This window comes from Corallococcus interemptor (assembly GCF_003668875.1).
GTDB classification, from domain to species: domain Bacteria; phylum Myxococcota; class Myxococcia; order Myxococcales; family Myxococcaceae; genus Corallococcus; species Corallococcus interemptor.
The window spans coordinates 1-20,267 of record NZ_RAWM01000099.1; the positions used below are offsets into that span (position 1 = coordinate 1).

Here is a 20,267-nt window from a genome sequence, read left to right on the forward strand (position 1 = left end):
CCCCCGGGCCTGCGCCCGCGCCGCACCGACGCGCCCCCCGCCAGGCCTCCCGTCACGCCCGCCGCCGGAGCCTCCGTGGTGCCCACCACCGCCGGAGCCCCGGAGCCCTGGCGCGCGTCCCTGCGCGTCTCCAGCTTCACGGAGCTGGAGATCGAAGCGGACTCGCTGCTGCACGCGGTGGAGCTCGCGGCCCAGCGCGGACTGGCCGAGCACGCGCCGGAAGAAGAGCCCGTCTACGAGCTGACCGAGGAGGCCGGCCCCGGCACCTGGGACGCGCTACCGTCCATCCCGCTCTTCTCCGACCTGCCGCGCGACGCGTTCATCCAGCTCTTCGAGCGCTGCCCGCTGCGCCGCTTCGGCCCCGGGGAGCGCATCCTCGCGCAGGGCTCGCACGGCGACGCCTTCTACGTCATCTGCGAAGGCCGCGTGCGCGTCTTCCGCGAGGACAACGGCCAGCGCCAGGACCTGGCCACGCTGGAGGTCGGCGCCTTCTTCGGCGAGATGGCGCTCCTGTCCGGAGCCCCGCGCGCCGCCTCCGTGGAGTCCGCGGACGACGACACGCAGGTGCTCGAGATCTCCGCCGCCGTGCTGGCCACGCTCTCGCTCAGCCACCCGCCCGTGGCGAAGGCGCTCAAGAAGTTCTGCCGTGAGCGGCTGCTCGCGAACGTGATGAGCAGCTCCGCGCTGTTCCGCCCCTTCAACCGCAAGGACCGCCGCAACCTCGTGGAGCGCTTCCGGGCCCGCGACGTCGAGCGCGGCGAGGTCATCATCCGCGAAGGCGACGCCACCGACGGCCTCTACGTCGTCCTCTCCGGCGAGGTGGAGGTCCGCAAGAACGGGCAGCGTCTGACGAGCCTGAAGGAAGGGGATCTCTTCGGCGAAATCTCCCTCCTGCAGAAGACGCCGGCCACCGCCACCGTGGAGGCCACGCGCCACACCACGCTGCTGCGCCTGCCGCGCGAGGACTTCGACTCGCTCATCTCCAGCCACCCGCAGGTCCTGATGCTCGTCTCGGACCTGAGCGACGAACGCCTGCGCCGCACGGAGCACGTGCTGGGCAGCCCGTCCGGGACGGAGCCCGGCGACGACGACGAGGACCTCATCCTCGTCTGATAGCGCCCTCGCGGGTCCTCCTGTCCGCGTCCCACCCCACGAGTCCCCCGGCCGTCTCCACTCCGGACGGCCCAACAGGCCCGTGGGGACGCGGCGCGGGGCGTCAGGTTGTGACCCCCGGTATCGCCCGCTATCCTCCCCGTCATGGCTGGAGGCCAGCACGCGACCACGGGATTGGGGCCCGACGACATCGCCGAGCTGGAAGCCCTTGCCTCCGAGCCCGGCTATGACGCCTTCCTCGCGCCCGCGAAGGCGCTCGAAGGCGCCCTGGAGGAGTGCCGCTCCAACATCGCGCTCGCCTTCCACAACACGAAGCGCGGCGTGGACAGCGTCCTGGCCCACGAGTCGGAAGTCGCCGCGCTCCCGGGCGTGAAGCTGGAGGAGCTGCGCGAGCTCCCACTGCTCGCCCAGGGACTGGCCCACGCCGCGTTGCGCGTGCAGCGCGACATGAGGGCCAGCACCTTCGGAGCCCTCTTCGACCGCGCGCAGCAGCTGCGCCGCAAGCTGCTCAAGACCGCGGAGGCGCTCGCGGAGGCCTCCTTCCTCGCCACCGCGGACGTGGCGGCCGCGCACACCGACGGCCACCGCGACGTGGTGGGGGACTGCCTGGGCCTGGTGGAGCTGTTCCGCCAGCACGAGGCGAAGCTCGCCGGCCGCTCGCCCGTCACCCCCGACGACGTGAGCGAAGTGGAGCGCGTGGCGCAGCAGCTGCGCGCGCTGCTCGCGGCGCCCGGCGAGGCCCGCGAGGGCGAAAACTCACCGCTGCTCTTCGAGGCCACGGAGACGCGCGACCGCTTCTGGACGCTGCTCACCCGGCGCCATGACGTCCTGTGGCGCTGCGGCGCGTGGCTCTTCGGCCGGGACGTGGACCTCCACGTGCCGCCGCTCCAGTCCCGCCACCCGCTGGTGCGCGCCGTGGTACCCACGTCCATCGAACGCGCACCGCAGCAGACGCAGAAGCGCGGCGCGACCCCGCTGACGACCATTGCCCCGGACAGCAACGTGCGCTCCAAGGTCCGCTTCATGGTGAAGGTCGGCTTCGACTTTCCCTCTCGCTAGACACCCATGCCTTTCGACGTGAAGGACATCCTCCGGCAACTGGAAGCCGGCTTCGCTCCGGAGTCCGGGGCCCCGAAGTGGTGGCAGGAGAGCTGGGAGGATCCGGACGGGTTCGCCATCGCGCTCGCGGAGGGCCACGCGGGCCGGGGCGTCCCGCCGCCCAAGAGCCGCCCGGGCCAGCAGTACGACTTCTTCCACGACCTCATCGTGCGCCACGTCGCGCTGGAGCGCCCCGCGTTCCGCACGCACCAGCGCATCCAGGGGTGGCAGGTCCTCGGCTACAAGGCCCTGCACGACCTGGCCTCGCGCCGCGCCAGCGAGTGGGCGGATCAGGGCGTCGAGCCGGGCGCGAAGGTGTGCCTGGTGCACGGCGTGGGGCAGGAGCTGCTCGTATCGCTCCTGGCCACGTTGAAGCTGGGAGGCTGCTTCACGCTCCTGCCGCCCATGGGCCCGCGCGCCATGGCCACGCGGCTGGAGGCCCTGACGCCGGACTTCATCGCCTCGGAGCCCCACCAGCTCCCGCTCCTCAAGGGCTACGAGCAATTGCTGCTCAAGAGCCAGGGGAGGGGAGCGCCGGGCTTCACGTCGCACACGTACAAGCCCTCGGACGTGGTGGGGCTGCTCTTCTCTCCGCTGGTGGATCCGCCGCACACGCCCGTGCCCCTCACCGCGGAGGACGCGTGGAAGGGCGCCATCGGTGACGGGATGCTCACCTTCGGCCTGTCGCCGGGGGACCTGCTCGCGGCGCCGGACTTCCCGGTGCTCCAGCACCTGCCCGCGCTCCTCTTCGCCACGCTGCTGCGCGGCGCCACGTACCTGCACCTGGAGATGGCGGACCTGGCGCTCAACCCGGCCCCGCTGCTGGAGCACCCGGTGCGAGCCCTGGGCGTCACGCCGAGGCTGCGCGACCTGCTCCTTCGCCACCGCGCTTCCCTGCGCAACGTGCAGCACTGGTTCCGCAACCCGGAGGAGCCCTTCGACGCGCAGGCCTGGCGCACGTGGGTGAAGCAGTGCGGCCTGCAGGCCGTGCCGTCCTCCAACATCCTCATCGACGCGGCCGCCGGCGGCGCGGTGCTGATGTCGTCGCGCAACGTGACGGAGCCGCACACGGACGTGCACACGGACGTCTTCCCCGTGCCGGGCCGCGCGTGGACGCTGAAGGATCCGAACGAGAGCGGGCAGGGGGCACCCTCGGACGTGGGCGTCCTGACGCTCCTGCCGGACAAGGACCGCCCGCCGGGCCACGTCGTGCTCGCGCGGATCCGCCAGCGCTACCACTACGCGGGCACGCAGGGCTTCCGGCGCGAAGGCCGGACCTACTCCGCGAAGGAGGTCACCGCCGCGCTGGAGGACGTGCCGTTCCTCAAGGGCACCAGCGTGGTGCCGGTGTCCACCGGCGGCCTGGCCAGCCAGTCGCGCTTCATCCTCCTGGCCTTCACGGGGGCCGCGCCTGCTCCCTCGTCCGGCGAGCAGGAGATCCACCGGCGCATCGAAATGTCGCTGGGCGGGGACTTCCTGCCCGACCGCATCGAGTTCTTTCCGCTCTTTCCCCACCGGGTGGAGGGCGCGGTCGACGACGCGTGGTGCGCCTCGCAGTTCTTCACCGGCGCGCTGCACAAGAAGGCGAAGGACCCGATGTTCCAGGCCCTCACCGCCCTCCGGAGCCGGCTGTTGGAAAGCGCCGCGGCTTCGGGCGAAGATGGCCCGCCGCCAGCGCGGTGAAAAGGAGCGGCACATGGGTGCGCAGGTCGTGATGGGAGCGATGCTCCAATGCAGCTTCGGGATGGCGCCCTCGTCGCTGATGGTGCTGCCCACGAACCGCGTGCTGGCCACCACGCCCGCGGCCAACATCATGGATAACAAGCCGTTCATGAACATCCTGCCCTTCGGCATGTGCCAGTCCCTGGCCAACCCGATGGTGGCGGCGGCGACCGCGGCGGCCTTCGGAGTCCTCACCCCCATGCCCTGCATCCCCGCCACCGCGGCCCCCTGGGTGCCCGGGTGCCCCACGGTGCTCATCGGCAACATGCCGGCCCTGGAGAGCAACTCGAAGTGCATGTGCAGCTACGGCGGCGTCATCCAGGTCGTCGTCCCCGGACAGATGGTGGCCATCGATGGGTAGCCCCGCGGAAGTGCTGGCACCGGTCGACTTCACGCTGCTCGACACGGAGTTCACCACCGCCCCCGTGCCGCTCGACGAGTCCGAGGGCCCGGATCCGCGCCTGGAGGCCATCACCGGCCTCGTCGCCAAGAGCGAGTACGCGGACGCCGCCCGCGCCGCCGAGGGGCTCTTGCGCCAGGGCATCCGCGACGTGCGCCTGGTGGGGCCGTACCTCTTCGGCCACTTCTTCGCGGAGGGCATGAAGGCGCTGCCCGTCCTGTTCCGCTCCCTCAAGCGCACCCTGACGGAGAACTGGGACTTCTTCGGCCCGGTGGAGAAGAAGCTCGTCTTCGCGGACACGGGCCTTCGCTGGCTGCTGAAGATGATGGGCAAGCACCTGGAACACCATTCGCGCCTCAAGGACGCGCAATGGCAGACCTGGAGCGCCCCCGGCAACCGCGAGCCCATGGATGAGGCCCTGGCCCTGGGCGACCCGCTCATCGCCGCCCTCGCCATCCTGCAGAAGCCCGCGTGCATGGACGCCATGCGCACGCTGCTCGGCGCGCTGCGCGCCCACGCCCAGGCCGTGCCCCACCTGCCTCCCCCGGAGGAGCCCAGGGCCGCGGCCCCAGAGCCGGAGTCCCAGCTCGCCGCCGCTCCGGACGACGACGAGGAAGAGGACGACGACGGGGAGGAGGAAGAGGAGGTCCGCCCCGCTCGCGTGAAGAAGAAGGCCTCGCGCGCGCAGCCGGAGCAGGACCCGGGCCCCAGCGTCCCCATGTCGCCCGCGCTGGCGCAGCTGGTCCGCAAGCTGTCCGCCTTCGAGGCGCTGCTGGAGCGCGAGGACTACGCCAAGGCGAGCGTCATCGCCGTGGACGTGCTCGCCACCGTGGAGCGCTTCGACCCGCGCGTGTACCTGCCGCAGCTCTTCTCCGGCTTCTTCAATGGCCTGGCGCAGAACGCGGACGCCATCGAGCCCATGCTGCACAACACGGAGACGCTGTCCTTCCGCGCCATGGATCAGCTCTACCGCGTGGACCTGGACGCGTTCCTCGTCGCGCAGGCGCGTCAGGCCCGCGGCGGCTCGGAATACGACGAATAGCCCCCATGGCACTGGAGCGCGAACAGCCGGGCCGCAAGCCCACCGTCGAGGAGCGCATCAGCGAGCGCATCCGCAGCTTCGACGTACCGGCCCTGCTGGACCTGCTCGCCAAGGAGGGCTACGGCGAGGCGGAGGTGGAGTTCCGCAGCCACCGCAGCACCGTGCACCAGCCCCATCTGGTGCATGCCATCGAGTTCTCCCGCCACCCGCGCAAGCGCGTGGTCATCACCGTCAACCTGGGCCTGCTCAGTCTCCAGACGCCGCTGCCATCCTTCATCTTCCAGGCCATGGATCGCCTGGAGCAGGACACGATGGCTGACTTCCTGGGTTACTTTGACCACCTGTTGCTGCGGACGCGCTTCGCGGGCCAGTTCCCGGATCGCGACGAGTCCCTGCTCCCCGGGTGGGAACACTCCACCGCGCACCGGCTGCGCCTGCTGCGCCTCGCGTGCCCCAGCAGCCTGCACTGGCTCTTCGCCAAGGTCTTCCCGGAGGCGGAGGTCGTGGTGCGCCGCGAGACGCGCCGCCAGCGCATCGAAGCCAAGGGCATCCGCCTGGGCGCCGCGGCGCTCGGGGATGGCAGCGCCGTGGGCGGCTTCGCCACCGTTCCAACGGGCGGGGTGGAGGTGCGGCTGTTCCTCAACGAGCCCCACTCCGGCACCGGCGTCCCCTGGGCCGTGGAGGCCCGCCGCCGCCTCAACACCCGCATCCTCCCGAGCCTCGCGGAGACGCCGCTCGCGCTCGCCGTGATCCTCTGCCTGCGTGATCAGAGCAGCTGGGCGCGGCTGCAGGACGGCAGCCACCTGGGCTACGAGCCGCTGGTAGGAGGCCCGGAACAGACCCAGGAGGTCCTCCTGTTCACGGGGGACACCGCTCAATTGCGATCATCAGAACCCCGCTAGACCTGACATGTCGGCTGGTTGACGGGATTTCCTGATCGCGCCTAGGCTGTAAATGTTCACTCGGCAGCGCGTACTCCCGGAGCGGTAGGGCAGTACGGGGGGCATCACACGCACTGCGTCTGTCAGGGAGTCACCGTGGCCATTCAGGACCAGCTTCCCAAATCCCGCATCACCCTCACGTACCGCACCACCATCAACGGCGAGCAGGAGACGGTGAACCTGCCGTTGCGGCTCCTGGTCATGGGCGACTTCTCCCTGAAGTCCTCCGAGGACCGGAAGCAGGATCTGGAGACCCGGAAGCTGCGGAGCGTGGATGGCCGCAACCTCGACGAGTTGATGAAGGACATGAAGATGTCCGCCAACTTCGAGGTCCCCAACCGCATCAACCCGGACGTGGAAGCCTCGCTGAACGTCACGCTCCCCATCAACCGGATGAAGTCCTTCCACCCGGATGAGATCGTCAAGCACGTGCCGAAGCTCAAGGCGCTGCTGCTGCTGAAGACGCTCCTGGTGGAGATGCAGTCGAACATCGACAACCGCAAGGAGCTGCGCCGCGAACTCTACGAGCTGTTCTCCAAGCCGGAGGCGCTCAAGGAGCTGCTCAACGAGCTCAAGGGCTACGAGACCATGCGTCTGCCCGCCGGAGAGACCGCGAAGACGGACGCGCCCGCGGGCGCCACCGCCGCCGCCGCTGGCAAGCCCGCCACGGGTGCCGCCGCCGCCACGGCCGCGGTCGCCGCCACCGTCGCCGCGGGTGCCAAGCCCCCGGCCGCCTCCTGATCCGCCTTCCCACTCTTTCGACTTCTAAAAGGACTCCGCCATGGCTGAGACCACCTACCTGAAGCGCCTGTTCACCAGCGTCCGGCTCGATCCGCCCCAGGAATCGGCGCCGATGATCACCACCAACTTCGCGCCCGCCGCGGACGAGCAGCAGGTCACCCTGGAGAGCCGCTTCCTCTCCAGCGTCGCCGCGCTCCTGCAGAACGTGGCCCCCGTCGAGGGCCCGGACAACGCCGCCCCCCGCTTCGACAAGGGCCAGGTGCTGGACGTCATCAGCCGCATCGATCGCATGATCGACGCGCAGATGAACGAGATCCTCCACAACGAGACCTTCCAGAAGCTGGAGTCCACGTGGCGCGGCCTGGACGACCTGGTCAGCCACACCAACTTCAAGGCCAACATCGCCATCGACATCCTGGACGTCGGCAAGGATGAGCTGGCGGAGGACTTCGAGAACAACTCCAGCAACATCTTCGCCGGGGCGCTGTTCGACAAGGTCTACATCCAGGAGTACGACCAGTACGGCGGCCGTCCCTTTGGCGCCATCGTCGGCCTGTACGACTTCTCCTCGTCGCCCGCGGACCTGACCTGGCTGCAGCGCATGGCGAAGATCTCCAACGCCGCGCACGCGCCGTTCATCTCCGCCGTGAACCACAAGTTCTTCGGCTGCGAGACCATCGAGGAGATGGAGGCCATCAAGAACCTGGAGGGCGTGCTCGCCCACCCGCGGTTCGGCCGCTGGAACGCGTTCCGCGACACGGAGGAGGCCGCGTACGTGGGCCTGACCTTCCCGCGCTACGTGCTGCGCCTGCCCTGGCACCCGGACAAGAACCCCTGCGACGTCCTCAACTTCACCGAGACGGCCAGCGGCGACTCCAACAAGTACCTCTGGGGCAACTCCGCCATCCTGCTCGCGCGCAACATGGTGAAGGCGTTCGAGATCTCCGGCTGGTGCCAGTCCATCCGCGGCCCCAAGGGCGGCGGTCTCATCTCCGGCCTGCCGGTGGACACCTTCACCCTGCGCGGCCAGGAGGAGATCAAGGCCCCGGTGGAGATCGCCATCCCGGACTACCGCGAGTACGAGTTCGCGCGCAGCGGCTTCATCCCGCTCGTGTACCGCAAGGGTTCCAGCGACGCGACGTTCTTCAGCACCCAGTCCGCCAAGGTGGCCAAGACGTTCAAGGACCCCAAGGACTCGGAGAACTCGCAGCTCGTCACGAACCTGGCCTACACGTTCTCCATCACGCGGCTGGCGCACTACGTGAAGTGCATCATGCGCGACAACATCGGCAACACGGCGGACGCGCCCTACATCCAGCGGCAGCTGGACTCGTGGCTGTCCAACTACGTCACCACCGTGGCCAACCCGGACGACCTCACCGTGCGCCGCTTCCCGTTCAAGGCGAGCAGCGTGGTGGTGTTCCCGCGCCCCGGTGAGATCGGCTGGTACGACTGCAAGCTGGCCGTGCTCCCGCACATCCAGTTCGAAGGCCTCAACGTGGAGCTGATGCTCGAGTCGCGGCTCGGATAAGCCGCACCCCACTTGGGGCAGGTGAGTGCCTGCCCCCCAACCCCTGGAGTGACAGATGCCCCAGTTTTCGCGCAGCCTGGACGTGTATCAGGGCTTCAACTTCAAGAAGGACAAGCAGTCCCCCGTGGGCTACATCACCGCCATCACCATTGGCGGCGAGGCGCTGGCGGCGGATCAGGAGACCATCAAGGATCCTGAGAACCCGGACGCGGCCATCGCGGACAAGGTCGTCGCCGTCCTCAACCACTACCTGTGGGAGACGGGCGTGACGGACGCCATGTACTTCTCCGGCCAGGTGTCGGTGGCGAACAAGCAGAAGATCGCGGAGATGCTGCTGGGCAACTTCAGCAACATCGAAGTCAACTTCAAGTACGTCATCTACGAGTACGACCCCATCGGGAAGAAGTACTTCAAGTCCAACTTCCTCGACGCGGAGATGAAGGGCCTGCTCGAGAAGAACGGCGACGACCTGAACATGTCCGTCGCGGACAACGAGTCGCGTGAAGTGCAGTCGCCCAAGAACTTCACGTTCCAGATCGGCATCAAGCCGCAGGCGACCGAGCAGTCGCTGAACCTGGCCACCTCGGCGTCGAAGAAGATCGCGAAGAAGTGGGGCATCACCGAAGCGGCCGCCAAGTAGCGTTGGCCGCGGTCCGAGCCTAGAACCGGCCGGGAGCAGGACTTCTGGCTCCCGGCCGGGTTCAAGGCGGGTGGAAGGAAACCAAGGCGTATGCAGCGGTACAAGCTCGCACGGGTCCGCTGGCATGTTGGCCAGACGCTTCTTCCGGAGCATTTCGTCGCGCAGGAGGACGCGCTGGACGCGGAGATCCGCCTCCATGCCACCCTGTCCGGCCTGCCGTCCTACGGCGTCGCGAACCTGGCCTGGAACGAGTCGCTCTTGCAGAGCGGCAGCCTGTCCATCTCCGCGCTCACCGTCGTCACCAAGGCCGGGGACCTCCTGGACGTCCCGGGCAACGCCGTCATCTCCCCGCTGTCGCTGGAGGCCGTGGGCAAGACGGAGTTCATCGTCTACCTGCACGTGCTGAAGGAGACCGTCAGCGCGGAGGGCATCCGCCTGTACGCGGATGATCCGCCGGTGCTCCAGCGCGTGCTGCACAAGCTGCAGCTGTCCACGGAGCCGGTGCTGGACGGCACCATCGCGTCGCTGGGCCTGGCCGCCGTGTCCCAGGACGAGGACGGCGCGTGGCACACGTCCCCGGACTGGGTGCCGGCGCTCCTGCTGGTGGGGCCCAACCCCTTCCTGGAGCGGCTGCTCACCACGCTGGACGATTTGCTGGATCAGGTCCGCCAGCAGCTGCTCACCAACATCTCGGACACGTACCTGCGCACGGACCGGCTCACCAACGCGCGCCGGGCGCTCTTTGAAGTCCAGCGGCTGATCGCCCTGCGCCGGGACATGTTCCGGCAGGTGTACGTGCACCCGTACCACCTGTTCGACGGCTTGCGCCGGCTGTACTTCGAGGCGTGCTGCTACCTGGAGATGCTCCCGGACGAGCAGATGCCGGTGTACCAGCACGACGCGCTGAACGAGTCGCTGGGCGGGTGGATCCGCCTGCTCACGCGCAGCTTCCAGCCGGAGGCCACGCGCTCCACGCACAAGGCCTTCCAGGCGAAGGAGGGGCAGTTCCAGATGACGCCGCTGCCGCCGGAGATCCGCTCCGCCAGCGAGGCGTACCTCCTGGTGCAGCGCACCCAGCCCGGCGAGCGCACGCCGCTGGACGGCGTGAAGCTGGCCAGCCCCTCGCGGCTGCCGCTGGTGCGCCGCCAGGCCCTGAAGGGCGTGCCCTTCAAGCACGTGCCGTATCCGTCCTTCCCGCACGCGCTGGGGCCGGAGATCGACTGGTATCTCCTCAGCAACGGCGAGGAGTGGCAGCACGCGCTGCGCGAGGACGGCCTGGCCTTCTACGTGACGCCCGCGCTCAGGGGCGCCCAGACGTCGCTGTTCTGGCGGAGGAGCTGAAAGCCCATGGGGCGCGCACCGTTCCTGGACAAGTTCGCGGCCCGCAAGGACGGCGCCAACACGCGCGACAGCCTGGAGCACGTGATGCGCAACATCGAGGCCGTGCTCAACACGAAGAAGGGCTACGGCTACTTCATGCACGACTTCGGGCTGGGCGGGTACACGGAGAAGCTGGGCACGCGCGAGCTGGTCGAAGCGCTCACCGCTGAGATCCAGCAGGAAATCACCCAGCACGAGCCCCGGCTGGTGGACCCGGAGGTGAAGCTGCGCGGCCGCGACAGCGCGCTGTGGCTCTACTTCGACTGCAAGGGCACCTTCGACGGGCAGCCCTGCCACCTGTCGCTGATGTTCCACTCCACCACCGGCCGGGTGCGCGTGCAGGCGGAGGACACCTGATGGCCTTCGCCGACCGCCTGGACCTGGGCCTGACGCTCACCATTGGCGGGACGGCGCACGCCATCCCCTCGTCGGACGTGCTCGCCTTCGAGCTGGATCTGCACGGCTGGGGGCACGAGGGGCGGGTGGAGTTCCGCGTCCTCGACGAGACGGCGCACGGCGGCCAGAAGCAGGACAAGCTGCTGGCGGACTTCCTCAAGCCGGACCTGGCGGAGGTGGCGCTGGAGCTCAAGGCCGTGCACTCCGACACGGCGACGAAGCCCACCTTCACGTCGCTGAAGGTGAAGGGGCTGGTGCAGGAGAAGGCCCTCACGGAGGAGTCCGTCGCCCAGGCCAAGGGCGCGGGCATCACCTACCGGCACTACACCGTCCGCTTCGTGGATCCCGCGCGGCTGCTCTGGACGCAGCATCATCCCTGCGTGCTCTACACGCAGAAGACGCTGCAGGACGTGCTGGACGCGCACAAGGGCGACAAGATTGCCCTGGCCAATGACTGGGCGGCGCAACTGGACAAGACGCTGCCGCTCATCTTCCTGGGCCTGTCCCCGGAGTCCGGCGCCAGCTTCTACGACTGGGCCATCTGGTTCACGCACACGCGCAACGGCGTGCTGGCGTACGACTACACGGCGCAGGGCTACCAGTTCCGCGCGGCCAAGGACGCCAGCGCCACGCCCATCACCCTGCGCGCGGCGGACGTGGAGCGCGTGTCGGTGGTGTTCCCGGAGGTGGCGCGCCACGACGTGGCCGTCCTCAACGCCGCCGCGGAGAGCCCCAAGAACCAGGCCATCACCAACGCCCAGGCCGTCACCGGCGTCCGCCAGGACGTGCTCCTGCGCACGGACATCGCGGACGACGTGCAGGCCCGCGTGACGCTGGAGACGGCGCGCCTGAAGATCCGCGGCCTGGAGGTGGAGCTGGACTGGAACCGCTTCCCGGCGGTGGCCTTCGCCCCGGGCGCGCTGGTGAAGCTGCCGGAGACGGCCGGCTGGACGGCCGCGGGCGTGCCGGCCACGCAGGACTTCCGGGTGCGCCGGATGAACCTGCGCGCGGAGCCGCTGCCCGTGGAAGAGGGCGAGCTTCCGGCGGGCGGGGAAGGGGAGGAGCCCGTCCGGCGGCCCAAGCCGGAGAGCCGCTTCCTCATCACCTTCACCACGCGGCTGGAGAAGAAGGCGGAAGCGCACGTGGACCTGCCGCCCTTCACCGCGCCGGTGTACCCGCGCTTCGTGGAGGGGCTGGTCGTCAGCGAGGTGGGCGAGAAGAAGGACGAGACCTGGCAGGCGTACACGGACGACGCCACCTCGCTGGACAGCTACAAGGTCAAGCTGCCGCTCTTCGCGAACCAGATTGTCCAGGTGCCCTTCAACGCGAACCTGCAGCCGGGGCACTTCTACTTCCCGGCCTACAAGGGCGCCCGGGTGCTGGTGGCGCTGGACTTCCTGCGCGCCTGGCTCAAGCGCCACCTGGACTGGCGCGCGGGCGCGCGGCTGCCCTCGGACGGGCAGGGCGTGCACCTGCTCGTCGGCAAGACGACGACAAGCGGCACGTCCATGCGGCACTTCTACGAGGACAACAAGCCGCTGTGGCGCCTGCAGCGCACGAACGAAAGCGACACGGAGAAGGTCGAGCTCAAGGAAGGCAACCTGCTCATCCTGGTGAAGGAAGAGTCCGCCTGAGGCGGGAGGGACGATGGGAGCTTCAGGACCGGGAGCGGCAGGCACGCTGGTCTGCAAGATCGAACTGGACAAGAAGGGCGGCATCACCGTCCAGGTCGAGAATGGGGATGATCAGATCACCCAGACCATCGTGATGGACGGCACCAGCATCACCATCACGGTGAAGGGCCAGCAGGAGACGAGCACCATCGTGCAGAAGCAGGACAGCATCGTGGTGACGGTGAAGGACCTCACCTTCGACACCGACACGATCACCATGAAGTCCAAGGGCGTCTCCAAGTGGACCAGCCAGGACACGCTCACGGTGGAGAGCACCAAGGACATGACGCTCAAGACGAGCGCCAAGCTCACGCAGACGGCCACCAGCGACGCGAAGCTGTCCTCCAGCGCGAACGTGAACATCGAGGCCACGTCCAAGCTGGCCATGAAGGGCAACATGGGCGCGGAGATGGTGACCTCCGGCGGTGAGGCGAAGGTGGACGGCGTGACGCTGAAGCTCGCCGGCAAGTCGCAGGCTGAGATGACCGGCGCGATGACCAAGGTGGCCGGCACCGGGAAGCTCGACCTGGAAAGCTCCGGCATGGCGAACCTCAAGGGCTCCATCACCAGCGTGGGCGGCACCCTGGTGAAGCTGGGCTGACATGGCAACGATTGACGTACGGCGGGAGAGCGGGCGGTGAAGGATTTCTCCGAGAAGATCTACCTGGACTTCCTGTCGGAGCTGGACGGGCTGGAGCGCTTCCGGCAGCGCTTCCAGGAGCGGCACCCGGCGGCTCCGTTGGACCGCGAGGACCCGGACGTGCGCCGCCTCATCGAGGCGATGGCGTTCTTCTCCGTGCAGACGCGGCACGCCACGCTGCACAACCTGCGCTCCACCTGGCGCCGGCTGTTCGCGGGCTTCTTCGACTTCCTCCTGGAGCCCGTGCCCGCCGCCGCCATGGCGCAGGCCGTGCCCACGGAGAAGATGGTGGAGCCGGTGCTCCTCACCCGGGGCACGGAGCTGCGCCTGACGCCCGCGGAGGGCGTGGCGGGCTCCTTCCGGCTCCAGCGCGACCTGCGCGTGCTGCCCATCTTCCTCAAGGGCACGGACGTGGTGCCGCAGGTGCGAAGCGGCCACCGGCTCATCCTGCGCTTCGAGTCCCGCTTCGCGCGCAAGGACCCCATCGACGTGCTCAGCCTGCACGTGCGGCACCTGGACGACTACCGCTCGTCGCTGGCGGTGTTCCATGCGCTGCGCAAGCACGTGAAGCAGGTGAGCGTCGTCTACGACGAGGAGGCGGACGAGCACTCCGTGGGCAGCCCCTGCGAGGTGTCCTTCAACCGCGACCCGCCCGCGCCGGACGACAGCGGCCTCTACGCGCACCCGTTCCAGCGCCTGCGCGCCTTCTTCCAGTTCCCGGAGCAGCAGCTCTTCGTGCACGTGAAGGTGCCGCCGCCGCGCGGCAGCTCCTGGATGCGCTTCTGCATCTGCCTGGACCTGGACAAGGACTGGAACATCGGCCGCTCGCTGCACCCGGACTTCTTCCAGCTCTTCACGGTGCCGGTCGTGAACCTCAAGGCGGAGCCCGCGCAGGTGGTGGTGGCGGACGGCACGCGCGCGGAGCACCCCATCATCAGCATGAGCGCGGGGCGCGAGTTCACCCTGCACTCGGTGACGGGCGTCTTCGAGATGACCAAGGCGGGCCTGGCGCCCCTGAGGCCCGCGTTCCTGCCCGGCAAGGGCCCCAGCTACGAGGTGGACGAGACCTTCGATGAGAAGCTCGCGTCCCGGCAGAGCCTCATCGTGCGCATGCCGGAGGCCTTCACCGCGCCCCGCAAGATCGTGCTGGAGGCGCTGTGGCACCAGCCGCAGTTCTCCGCGCAGGCGGCGGGCAGGGTGGAGGTGTCCATCCCGGGCCGTCACCTCGAGGGCCTGAAATGGCAGACGGTGGGCAGCCTCCAGCCCCACCGCGACAGCGTGCTACGGGATGATGTCGAGGCGCTGACGCAATTCCTCGCATGGAAGGCGAAGCCCACGCTGGGCCGGGACGAGGTGGTCGCCCTGCTGGGTCACCTGGGGACCCCCGCGGAGAGCCCGTTCCGCCGCGTCCTTCCCTGGCTCAAGGAGTTGAAGTTCAGTGTGGTGCCCGACAGCGCGCTCAAGGGTTCGGGGCTCCGCCACGCCTACGAGGCCGTGATGGAGCCTTTCGACCAGAGCTTCGAGCCTGTCGTCATCTGCTTTCTTGAGCAGTTGAGGGACCTGCTTGATGCTTGGAACAACGAGGCGACCGTTGATCTCAAGGCCTCGGTGGCTGGGTTGGGGCCGCTACAGCTTCCAACATAGACAAACATCCCCATGAAACTGGAGCATTGGAACGCACTCCTGGCCACGCAGCGACGCGTGCGCCAGCTCCTCGACCGGGCCCTGCCCGCCGAGTCTGCCCCGGGTGCGCGCCGTCCGCAGGGCAGGGTGGGGCAGGAGGCGCTGGGCCACCTGGAGCAGGCGCTGATGGTGGAACTGGAGCGCCTGCGCGCCGCGTTCGGCGAGGACATGCAGCCCGACGAGGTGGAGGATCTGATCCGTCCCTTCGTCTTCTTCCTGGATGAGTGGGTGCTGCGGCGGCTGGCGGACGCGGAGCAACATCTCTGGCCGCTCCTGCAGCAGAACCTGTTTCAGGTTGATGCAGGCGGAGACCTCTTCTACGACTTCGTGGAAGAGAAGTTGCGCCGCAACGACACCCCGCCCATCGTCTTCGAGATGATCCGTTTCTGCCTGGCCGCGGGCTTCACCGGCCGCCTCGTGGGGCAGCCGGAGCGCATCCGGGACCTGAAGGACCGCATCTCCCAGCGCATCCCGCAGCCCGCGGCCATGGCGCCGCCCGCGCCGGTGGTGCCGCCCTCGGTGCCCACCGTCTACGACTTCCCGGTGCACTACTACGCCGTGACGGCGGCCATCGTCCTGGGGCTGCCCGTCCTCCTGTGGTGGGTCTCCAATTGAGGCCCTTCCCGGCAAAGGACCCCCGGCCGCCCGCGCCGGCCGCCAAGGCTCCGCCCCCCAAGGCTCCATCGATGCTCGCGCTGCTGGACGCGCTGGAGCAGCGGGTGGGCGCGGAGCTGGGGCAGCTGAAGCAGGGCGTGCAGCCGCTCCTGGACTCCGTGCGTGAGGGGCTGGTGGCGTTGGATCCTCCCGGGGACGGGATGCTGCCGTCGCCCCAGGAGCAGGAGAAGCTGCGCGCGAAGCTGACCGCCACGCTGGAGGAGGCGGAGGACGTGCTGGAAGCGCTCCAGCTGGCCGTGAAGCCGGGCGGAAGGGGCGGCGGCTGACCGTGGGTGCGCTCCAGTCCCTCCTGGCGGCCTTGAAGGCCCACTGGGTGCTCGTGTTGGGCATCGGGGTGGTGCTCGCGGCCATTGGCGTGGGCGTGACGCTCTGGTGGCGCAAGCGGCAACAGCGGGGCCCTTCGCTCGCGGGCGAGCAGAAGCCGCTCGCGTCGGGGCAGCTGCTGGCCGTCCGCAAGAAGTTCCTGTCGAAGCTGCCGTGGCGCTTCCGCGCGTCCGTGCGGGACTTCCCCACGCTGGTGGTGCTGGGCCCCGCGGGCAGCGGCAAGTCGGACCTCATCGAAGCGGAGGTGGACTGGGAGCGGCAGCAGCGCCAGTTCATGCCCAGCTACACGGACGACCCGCTCCTCAAGGTGTTCCTGGGGCCGGAGGTCGTCGTGCAGGAGCTGGCGGCGCCCGTGCTGGAGGACGACTCGCACCACGCGCGGCGCGCGCTGCGCCGGCTGTGGAAGGCCACCTTCGGCGGCAAGCACAAGGGCCGGGCCGTCATCGTCCTGAAGGTGAGCTGGCTGCTGGAGACCTCGCCGGACGAGGTGAAGCGCGTCACCCAGCTGTTGCGCGGCAAGGTCAATCTCCTGTCGGAGGTGTGCCAGTCGCCCGTGGAGACGCGGCTCGTCCTGACGCACATGGACACGCTGGACGGCTACGCGGACTTCGCGCAGCTCCTGCGCAAGAACGGCGTGCCGCTGGAGCTGGAGGTTCCTCCGCGCGGCAGGGAAGGGGAGCTGGCCGAAGCGCTCCAGCCCATGGAGAAGTACCTGGCGCTGGGCCTCACCTCGCTGTCGCCGGATGCGTTCGAGCGGCTGGCGAACTTCTACTCGCGCGGCGGCGAGGCCTTCGCGGCGCTGGGCCGCTTCGTGTCCACCCTGATGGAGGGCGGCTCGCTGGCGTTCCCGCTGAGCCTCAAGCGCGTCTACCTGTCCTCGCACGGCGCGGAGGCCCCGCCCACGGGCGCGCTGGCGGTGCAGGGAGATCAGCCGGCGGAGCTGCTGGTCCGCGACTACCGCTGGACGCACCTGCGCCGGTGCGCGGTCATCCTCGCGGTGGGGTGCCTGCCGGTGCTGTTCGCGTACGCGCGGTTCTACGGGTTGATCCTGCGCACGCAGGACAAGCTGGACGCGTTCCAGGTGACGGTGCAGCGGCTGGAGGAGCGCAACCAGAGCGTGTCCGGCTCCGTGGTGGAGGCCCAGACGACCGACGCGGTGAAGGCCATGGAGCAGCTGTGGCACTCCACGCGCTACTGGCCGCCGCTGGCCCACAGCTTCACGGATGAGCGGGAGGAGCTGCGGGCCCGGCTCGCGCGCAGCATCCGGATGTCCTACCTCAAGCCGATGCTGGAGAAGTGCCAGGACCAGTGCCGGCGCTGCCCGAGCCAGATTCCGGGGTGCCAGCCCGCGCCCGTGTTCACCGGCCGGGGCACCCGCGCCGCGCCGTTGCCCGTGGCGCCCGCCGCGGACGACAGCTGCCACCAGGAGACGCTGTGCCGGCCGGAGCACGTGCTCTACACGCTGGGCGTGCTGTACAGCTCGCGCAACGAGGGCCTGGGCCACTTCATGCTGCGCAGCGTGCGTGGGCCGTACAAGAAGGAGCTCGGCTGGACGGCGGAGGCCTATGGCTTGAGCCTGTCCGACGGGGATCCAGACCGGAACTGGCTGGACGCCATGGGCCTGGCGGAGCCGATGGTCGCCAACTACGTCATCGCCAGCGACAAGCCCTTCGCGGAGGACGTCCCCTGGACGCGCTGGCCCTACGGCTGGCTGACGATGGACAGCCTCCTGGGCCCGTGGCGCGAGCACCTCACGCAGCTGCAGGACGTGCTGTCCGCGAAGGAGCTGGATCTGTCCCGGTGGGCCGCGCTGGCGGGTGACCGGGAGCGCCTGCGCACGTCGCTGGCGGAGAGCGCGCCGTACTACTCCGCGCGCAAGCTGATGGACCTCATCAACGCGTCGGACGCGGAGCCGGACGCAAGCCAGCTGAAGGGCGTGGGCAGCCTGCTGGACTCGCTGGACTGGCAGCGCCAGAACCGCCAGACGCTGGAGGCCATCCTGCGCATGGAGGACGAGGCCGACACCGCCCTGCGCGCCGCCGCCCGGATGACGCCCGCGGAGCTGCTCACCCGCGCGGACGGCCTCTTCGCCCCCAGCGACGGCGACGCGCGCTACCAGGTGGAAGTGCTCCGGCGCGACTTCACGTTCCGCCCCATGGACGTGTCCCGGCAGCTCCTGGACAAGGTCCTGCGCACGCTGAAGGAGACGGGCCGCACGCCGTTCAATGCCGATTCGTTCAACCCGCGCGCGGGCGAGACGACGTCGGAAGTCGCCAGCGAAGGGGTGGGGGACGACGACACGGAGTTCGCCAGCGGGCAGGCCCCGGTGGTGGGCAAGGTGCTGGGCAAGGCCGCCTTCGACGCGCAGCTGGCCCCGCTGGTGGACGAGTTCACCACGCGGCTGGCCAAGTCCAGCCTGACGCGCGAGGAGGCCGTGGAGCGCGCCACCTTCGTGCAGGGCAAGGTGGAGACCTTCGCGAAGCGCTACGGCCAGGACCTGTACGCGACGTACCGGGGCTACCGCTTCCGCACCACGCCGCGAGGCTCGCTGGCCAGCGACCTGTCCGTGCTGCTGCAGCCGTCCTCGCCGCTGGAGGCGATGCTGCGCGACGTGGCGGTCCGCGCGGGCGTGGGCCCCCTGGAGAGCGAGTACTACGCGCCCATGCGCGAGGCGGTGGCGCCCTTCAAGCCGGTGGTGCAGCTGATGACCGCGGACAAGAACGGCGCGCTGACGGAGCTGGCCTCGTACACCACGCTGGTGTCGCAGCTTCAGCAGGAGCTGTCCGGACTGAAGCCCGCGACGCCCAAGCCCGCCGCGCCCGCGAATCCGGCGGCGCCCGGGGCCGCTGGCGCGACGGCGTCCTCGGCCGGCTCGCAGCTGGCGGAGATGCTGTCGCCGGTGGGGCGGGTGGGGCTGAGCATGTTGTTGGAGGAGGAGGACTCGTACCTGCGCCGGGTGGACGCGTGGCTGGATCAGCACGGCCTGGTGGGCGAGTTCCGTCAGCCGTTCCGCCAGCCCTTCATCGTCGTGCGCAACCGGGGCCGCGCGGAGCTGGAGCGCGTCATCGCGGAGCAGTGGACCCACCAGGCCCGCCGCACGCTGGACCCGCTGGTGAAGCGCTACCCGTTCAACCCCAGCGCGTCGCAGGAAGTCGACCCCGTGGAGCTGGAGGTCCTGCGCCGCAAGGACGGGGCCTTCTGGGGCTTCGTCACGCAGGTGCTGGCGCCGGTGGTGGAGGAGCGCGGGACGGACTGGTCCCTGCGCTACCCGCTGAAGTCGCGGCTGCTCTTGCCGCCGCGCATGCTCACCGCGCTGGGCCAGCTGGGCCGCCTGTCCAGGATGCTCTGGGATGACGAGGGCAAGCCGCGTCCCATCGCCATGCAGGTGCGCCCGCTGCCGCTGCCGACGGCGCCCACGCCGGACAGCTTCGTGACGCTGTCGTACCTGAAGTGCGGCGGGGCGGCGTCGTTCGGGTTCAACCAGCGGCCGGCGTGGAGCGAGTTCCCGCTGAGCTGGTGGAGCCCGCAGCCGTCGTCCATTGGCGTGGAGCTGCGCTCGCCGCAGCGGGATGGGAAGCGCTACCGCTCCATGGAGATGTCGGAGTCGTCGTGGAACTGCTTCCGCCTGCTGGAGTCCGCGACGCTGACGGATCAGCAGAACGTGGTGTGGGTGCTGCCGGGCCGTGGGCTGGCGGCGAACGAGAAGGTGCTGGAGATCAGCTTCGGGTTGCGCGGCGAGCCATGGGCGCCATTCCGTGGGGTGGTGCCATGAAGGGCAGGGGCGTGAGGCTGGCGGCGGGACTGGTGACGGCGGTGGTCGCGGGCAGCTGCGCGGCGCCCAGCCTGACGGTGAACGTGAAGGCGCCGCCGGGCACCAACCAGGGCCGGCCGCTCTACATGCTCATCCGCACGGTGTCGAAGACGTCCATGACGGAGGGCTACTCGGACGTCGCGGCCAAGGTCATCAGCCCGGACGAGTCCGTGCTCCAGACGGTGGTCATCTACCCGAGCAACACGAAGCAGGTGAAGGTGCCCCTGCCGCCGGAGCAGGCGGTGGCGGTGAGCTTCCTCTTCACCACGCCGAATGGAGCCTGGCAGGCGCTCTTGGACGTGCCGGTGCCCAAGACGGTGGACATCGAGCTGCAGGAGAGCCGCATCCGCACGGACCTGCCCAAGGGCGTGCCCGCGCAGGAGTCCTCGCCTGCGGCGCCCAAGGCCCCGGAAGCGCCCAAGGCGCCCGAGGCCGTCGCGACGCCCAAGTAGGGCAG

General features: G+C 69.5%; 18 protein-coding genes. All 18 read left to right on the forward strand.

From position 1 onward, the window contains the following. Nucleotides 1–1,113: cyclic nucleotide-binding domain-containing protein (locus D7X96_RS28045; protein ID WP_244219751.1), on the forward strand; the 1,113-nt coding region annotated here is incomplete at its 5' end. A gap of 144 nt (nucleotides 1,114–1,257) precedes the next feature. After that, entirely contained in the window at nucleotides 1,258–2,172 is a 915-nt protein-coding gene (locus D7X96_RS28050; protein WP_147468414.1) for a hypothetical protein, read from the forward strand. 6 nt (nucleotides 2,173–2,178) lie between these two features. Further along, nucleotides 2,179–3,894: an acyl-CoA synthetase family protein gene (locus D7X96_RS28055; protein WP_121771156.1), complete on the forward strand. Its 1,716-nt coding sequence runs from the start codon at nucleotides 2,179–2,181 to the stop codon at nucleotides 3,892–3,894. Between the two features lie 13 nt (nucleotides 3,895–3,907). Continuing rightward, nucleotides 3,908–4,294 (forward strand): DUF4280 domain-containing protein, encoded by a 387-nt coding sequence (locus tag D7X96_RS28060; protein ID WP_120550702.1) that lies wholly within the window; start codon nucleotides 3,908–3,910, stop codon nucleotides 4,292–4,294. Then, entirely contained in the window at nucleotides 4,287–5,375 is a 1,089-nt protein-coding gene (locus tag D7X96_RS28065; protein WP_120550695.1) for a type VI secretion system protein IglI family protein, read from the forward strand. The genes D7X96_RS28060 and D7X96_RS28065 overlap by 8 nt, the downstream gene beginning before the upstream one ends. Before the next feature lie 5 nt (nucleotides 5,376–5,380). After that, nucleotides 5,381–6,277, forward strand: coding sequence for a type VI secretion system baseplate subunit TssG (locus tag D7X96_RS28070; RefSeq protein WP_120550694.1), 897 nt, complete (start codon nucleotides 5,381–5,383; stop codon nucleotides 6,275–6,277). 135 nt (nucleotides 6,278–6,412) lie between these two features. Further along, a complete protein-coding gene (gene tssB, locus D7X96_RS28075; RefSeq protein WP_120550693.1) occupies nucleotides 6,413–7,057 on the forward strand; it encodes a type VI secretion system contractile sheath small subunit in 645 nt (214 codons plus the stop codon). Between the two features lie 40 nt (nucleotides 7,058–7,097). Continuing rightward, nucleotides 7,098–8,588, forward strand: coding sequence for a type VI secretion system contractile sheath large subunit (gene tssC, locus D7X96_RS28080; protein ID WP_120550692.1), 1,491 nt, complete (start codon nucleotides 7,098–7,100; stop codon nucleotides 8,586–8,588). Nucleotides 8,589–8,643: 55 nt separating this feature from the next. Beyond that, complete coding sequence (locus D7X96_RS28085; protein WP_120550691.1) at nucleotides 8,644–9,228, forward strand: hypothetical protein; 585 nt, start codon at nucleotides 8,644–8,646, stop codon at nucleotides 9,226–9,228. 90 nt (nucleotides 9,229–9,318) lie between these two features. Continuing rightward, nucleotides 9,319–10,569 (forward strand): type VI secretion system baseplate subunit TssK, encoded by a 1,251-nt coding sequence (gene tssK, locus D7X96_RS28090; protein WP_120550690.1) that lies wholly within the window; start codon nucleotides 9,319–9,321, stop codon nucleotides 10,567–10,569. A 6-nt stretch (nucleotides 10,570–10,575) separates the two neighbouring features. After that, nucleotides 10,576–10,965 (forward strand): GPW/gp25 family protein, encoded by a 390-nt coding sequence (locus tag D7X96_RS28095; protein ID WP_121771157.1) that lies wholly within the window; start codon nucleotides 10,576–10,578, stop codon nucleotides 10,963–10,965. Beyond that, entirely contained in the window at nucleotides 10,965–12,638 is a 1,674-nt protein-coding gene (locus D7X96_RS28100; protein ID WP_120550688.1) for a hypothetical protein, read from the forward strand. Before D7X96_RS28095 ends, D7X96_RS28100 begins: the two co-directional genes overlap by 1 nt. A gap of 13 nt (nucleotides 12,639–12,651) precedes the next feature. Beyond that, a complete protein-coding gene (locus D7X96_RS28105; RefSeq protein WP_121771158.1) occupies nucleotides 12,652–13,278 on the forward strand; it encodes a hypothetical protein in 627 nt (208 codons plus the stop codon). Nucleotides 13,279–13,314: 36 nt separating this feature from the next. Beyond that, nucleotides 13,315–14,961 (forward strand): type VI secretion system baseplate subunit TssF, encoded by a 1,647-nt coding sequence (locus D7X96_RS28110; RefSeq protein WP_121722612.1) that lies wholly within the window; start codon nucleotides 13,315–13,317, stop codon nucleotides 14,959–14,961. A gap of 12 nt (nucleotides 14,962–14,973) precedes the next feature. Further along, complete coding sequence (locus tag D7X96_RS28115) at nucleotides 14,974–15,615, forward strand: DotU family type IV/VI secretion system protein (protein WP_121771159.1); 642 nt, start codon at nucleotides 14,974–14,976, stop codon at nucleotides 15,613–15,615. Between the two features lie 71 nt (nucleotides 15,616–15,686). Further along, nucleotides 15,687–15,941 carry a hypothetical protein gene (locus tag D7X96_RS28120; RefSeq protein ID WP_121722614.1) on the forward strand — a complete coding sequence of 85 codons (255 nt, stop codon included), beginning with the start codon at nucleotides 15,687–15,689 and terminating at the stop codon, nucleotides 15,939–15,941. A 2-nt stretch (nucleotides 15,942–15,943) separates the two neighbouring features. Further along, complete coding sequence (locus D7X96_RS28125) at nucleotides 15,944–19,771, forward strand: type VI secretion IcmF C-terminal domain-containing protein (RefSeq protein ID WP_121771160.1); 3,828 nt, start codon at nucleotides 15,944–15,946, stop codon at nucleotides 19,769–19,771. Then, complete coding sequence (locus D7X96_RS28130) at nucleotides 19,768–20,262, forward strand: hypothetical protein (protein ID WP_120550701.1); 495 nt, start codon at nucleotides 19,768–19,770, stop codon at nucleotides 20,260–20,262. Before D7X96_RS28125 ends, D7X96_RS28130 begins: the two co-directional genes overlap by 4 nt. Nucleotides 20,263–20,267: the final 5 nt, after the last annotated feature.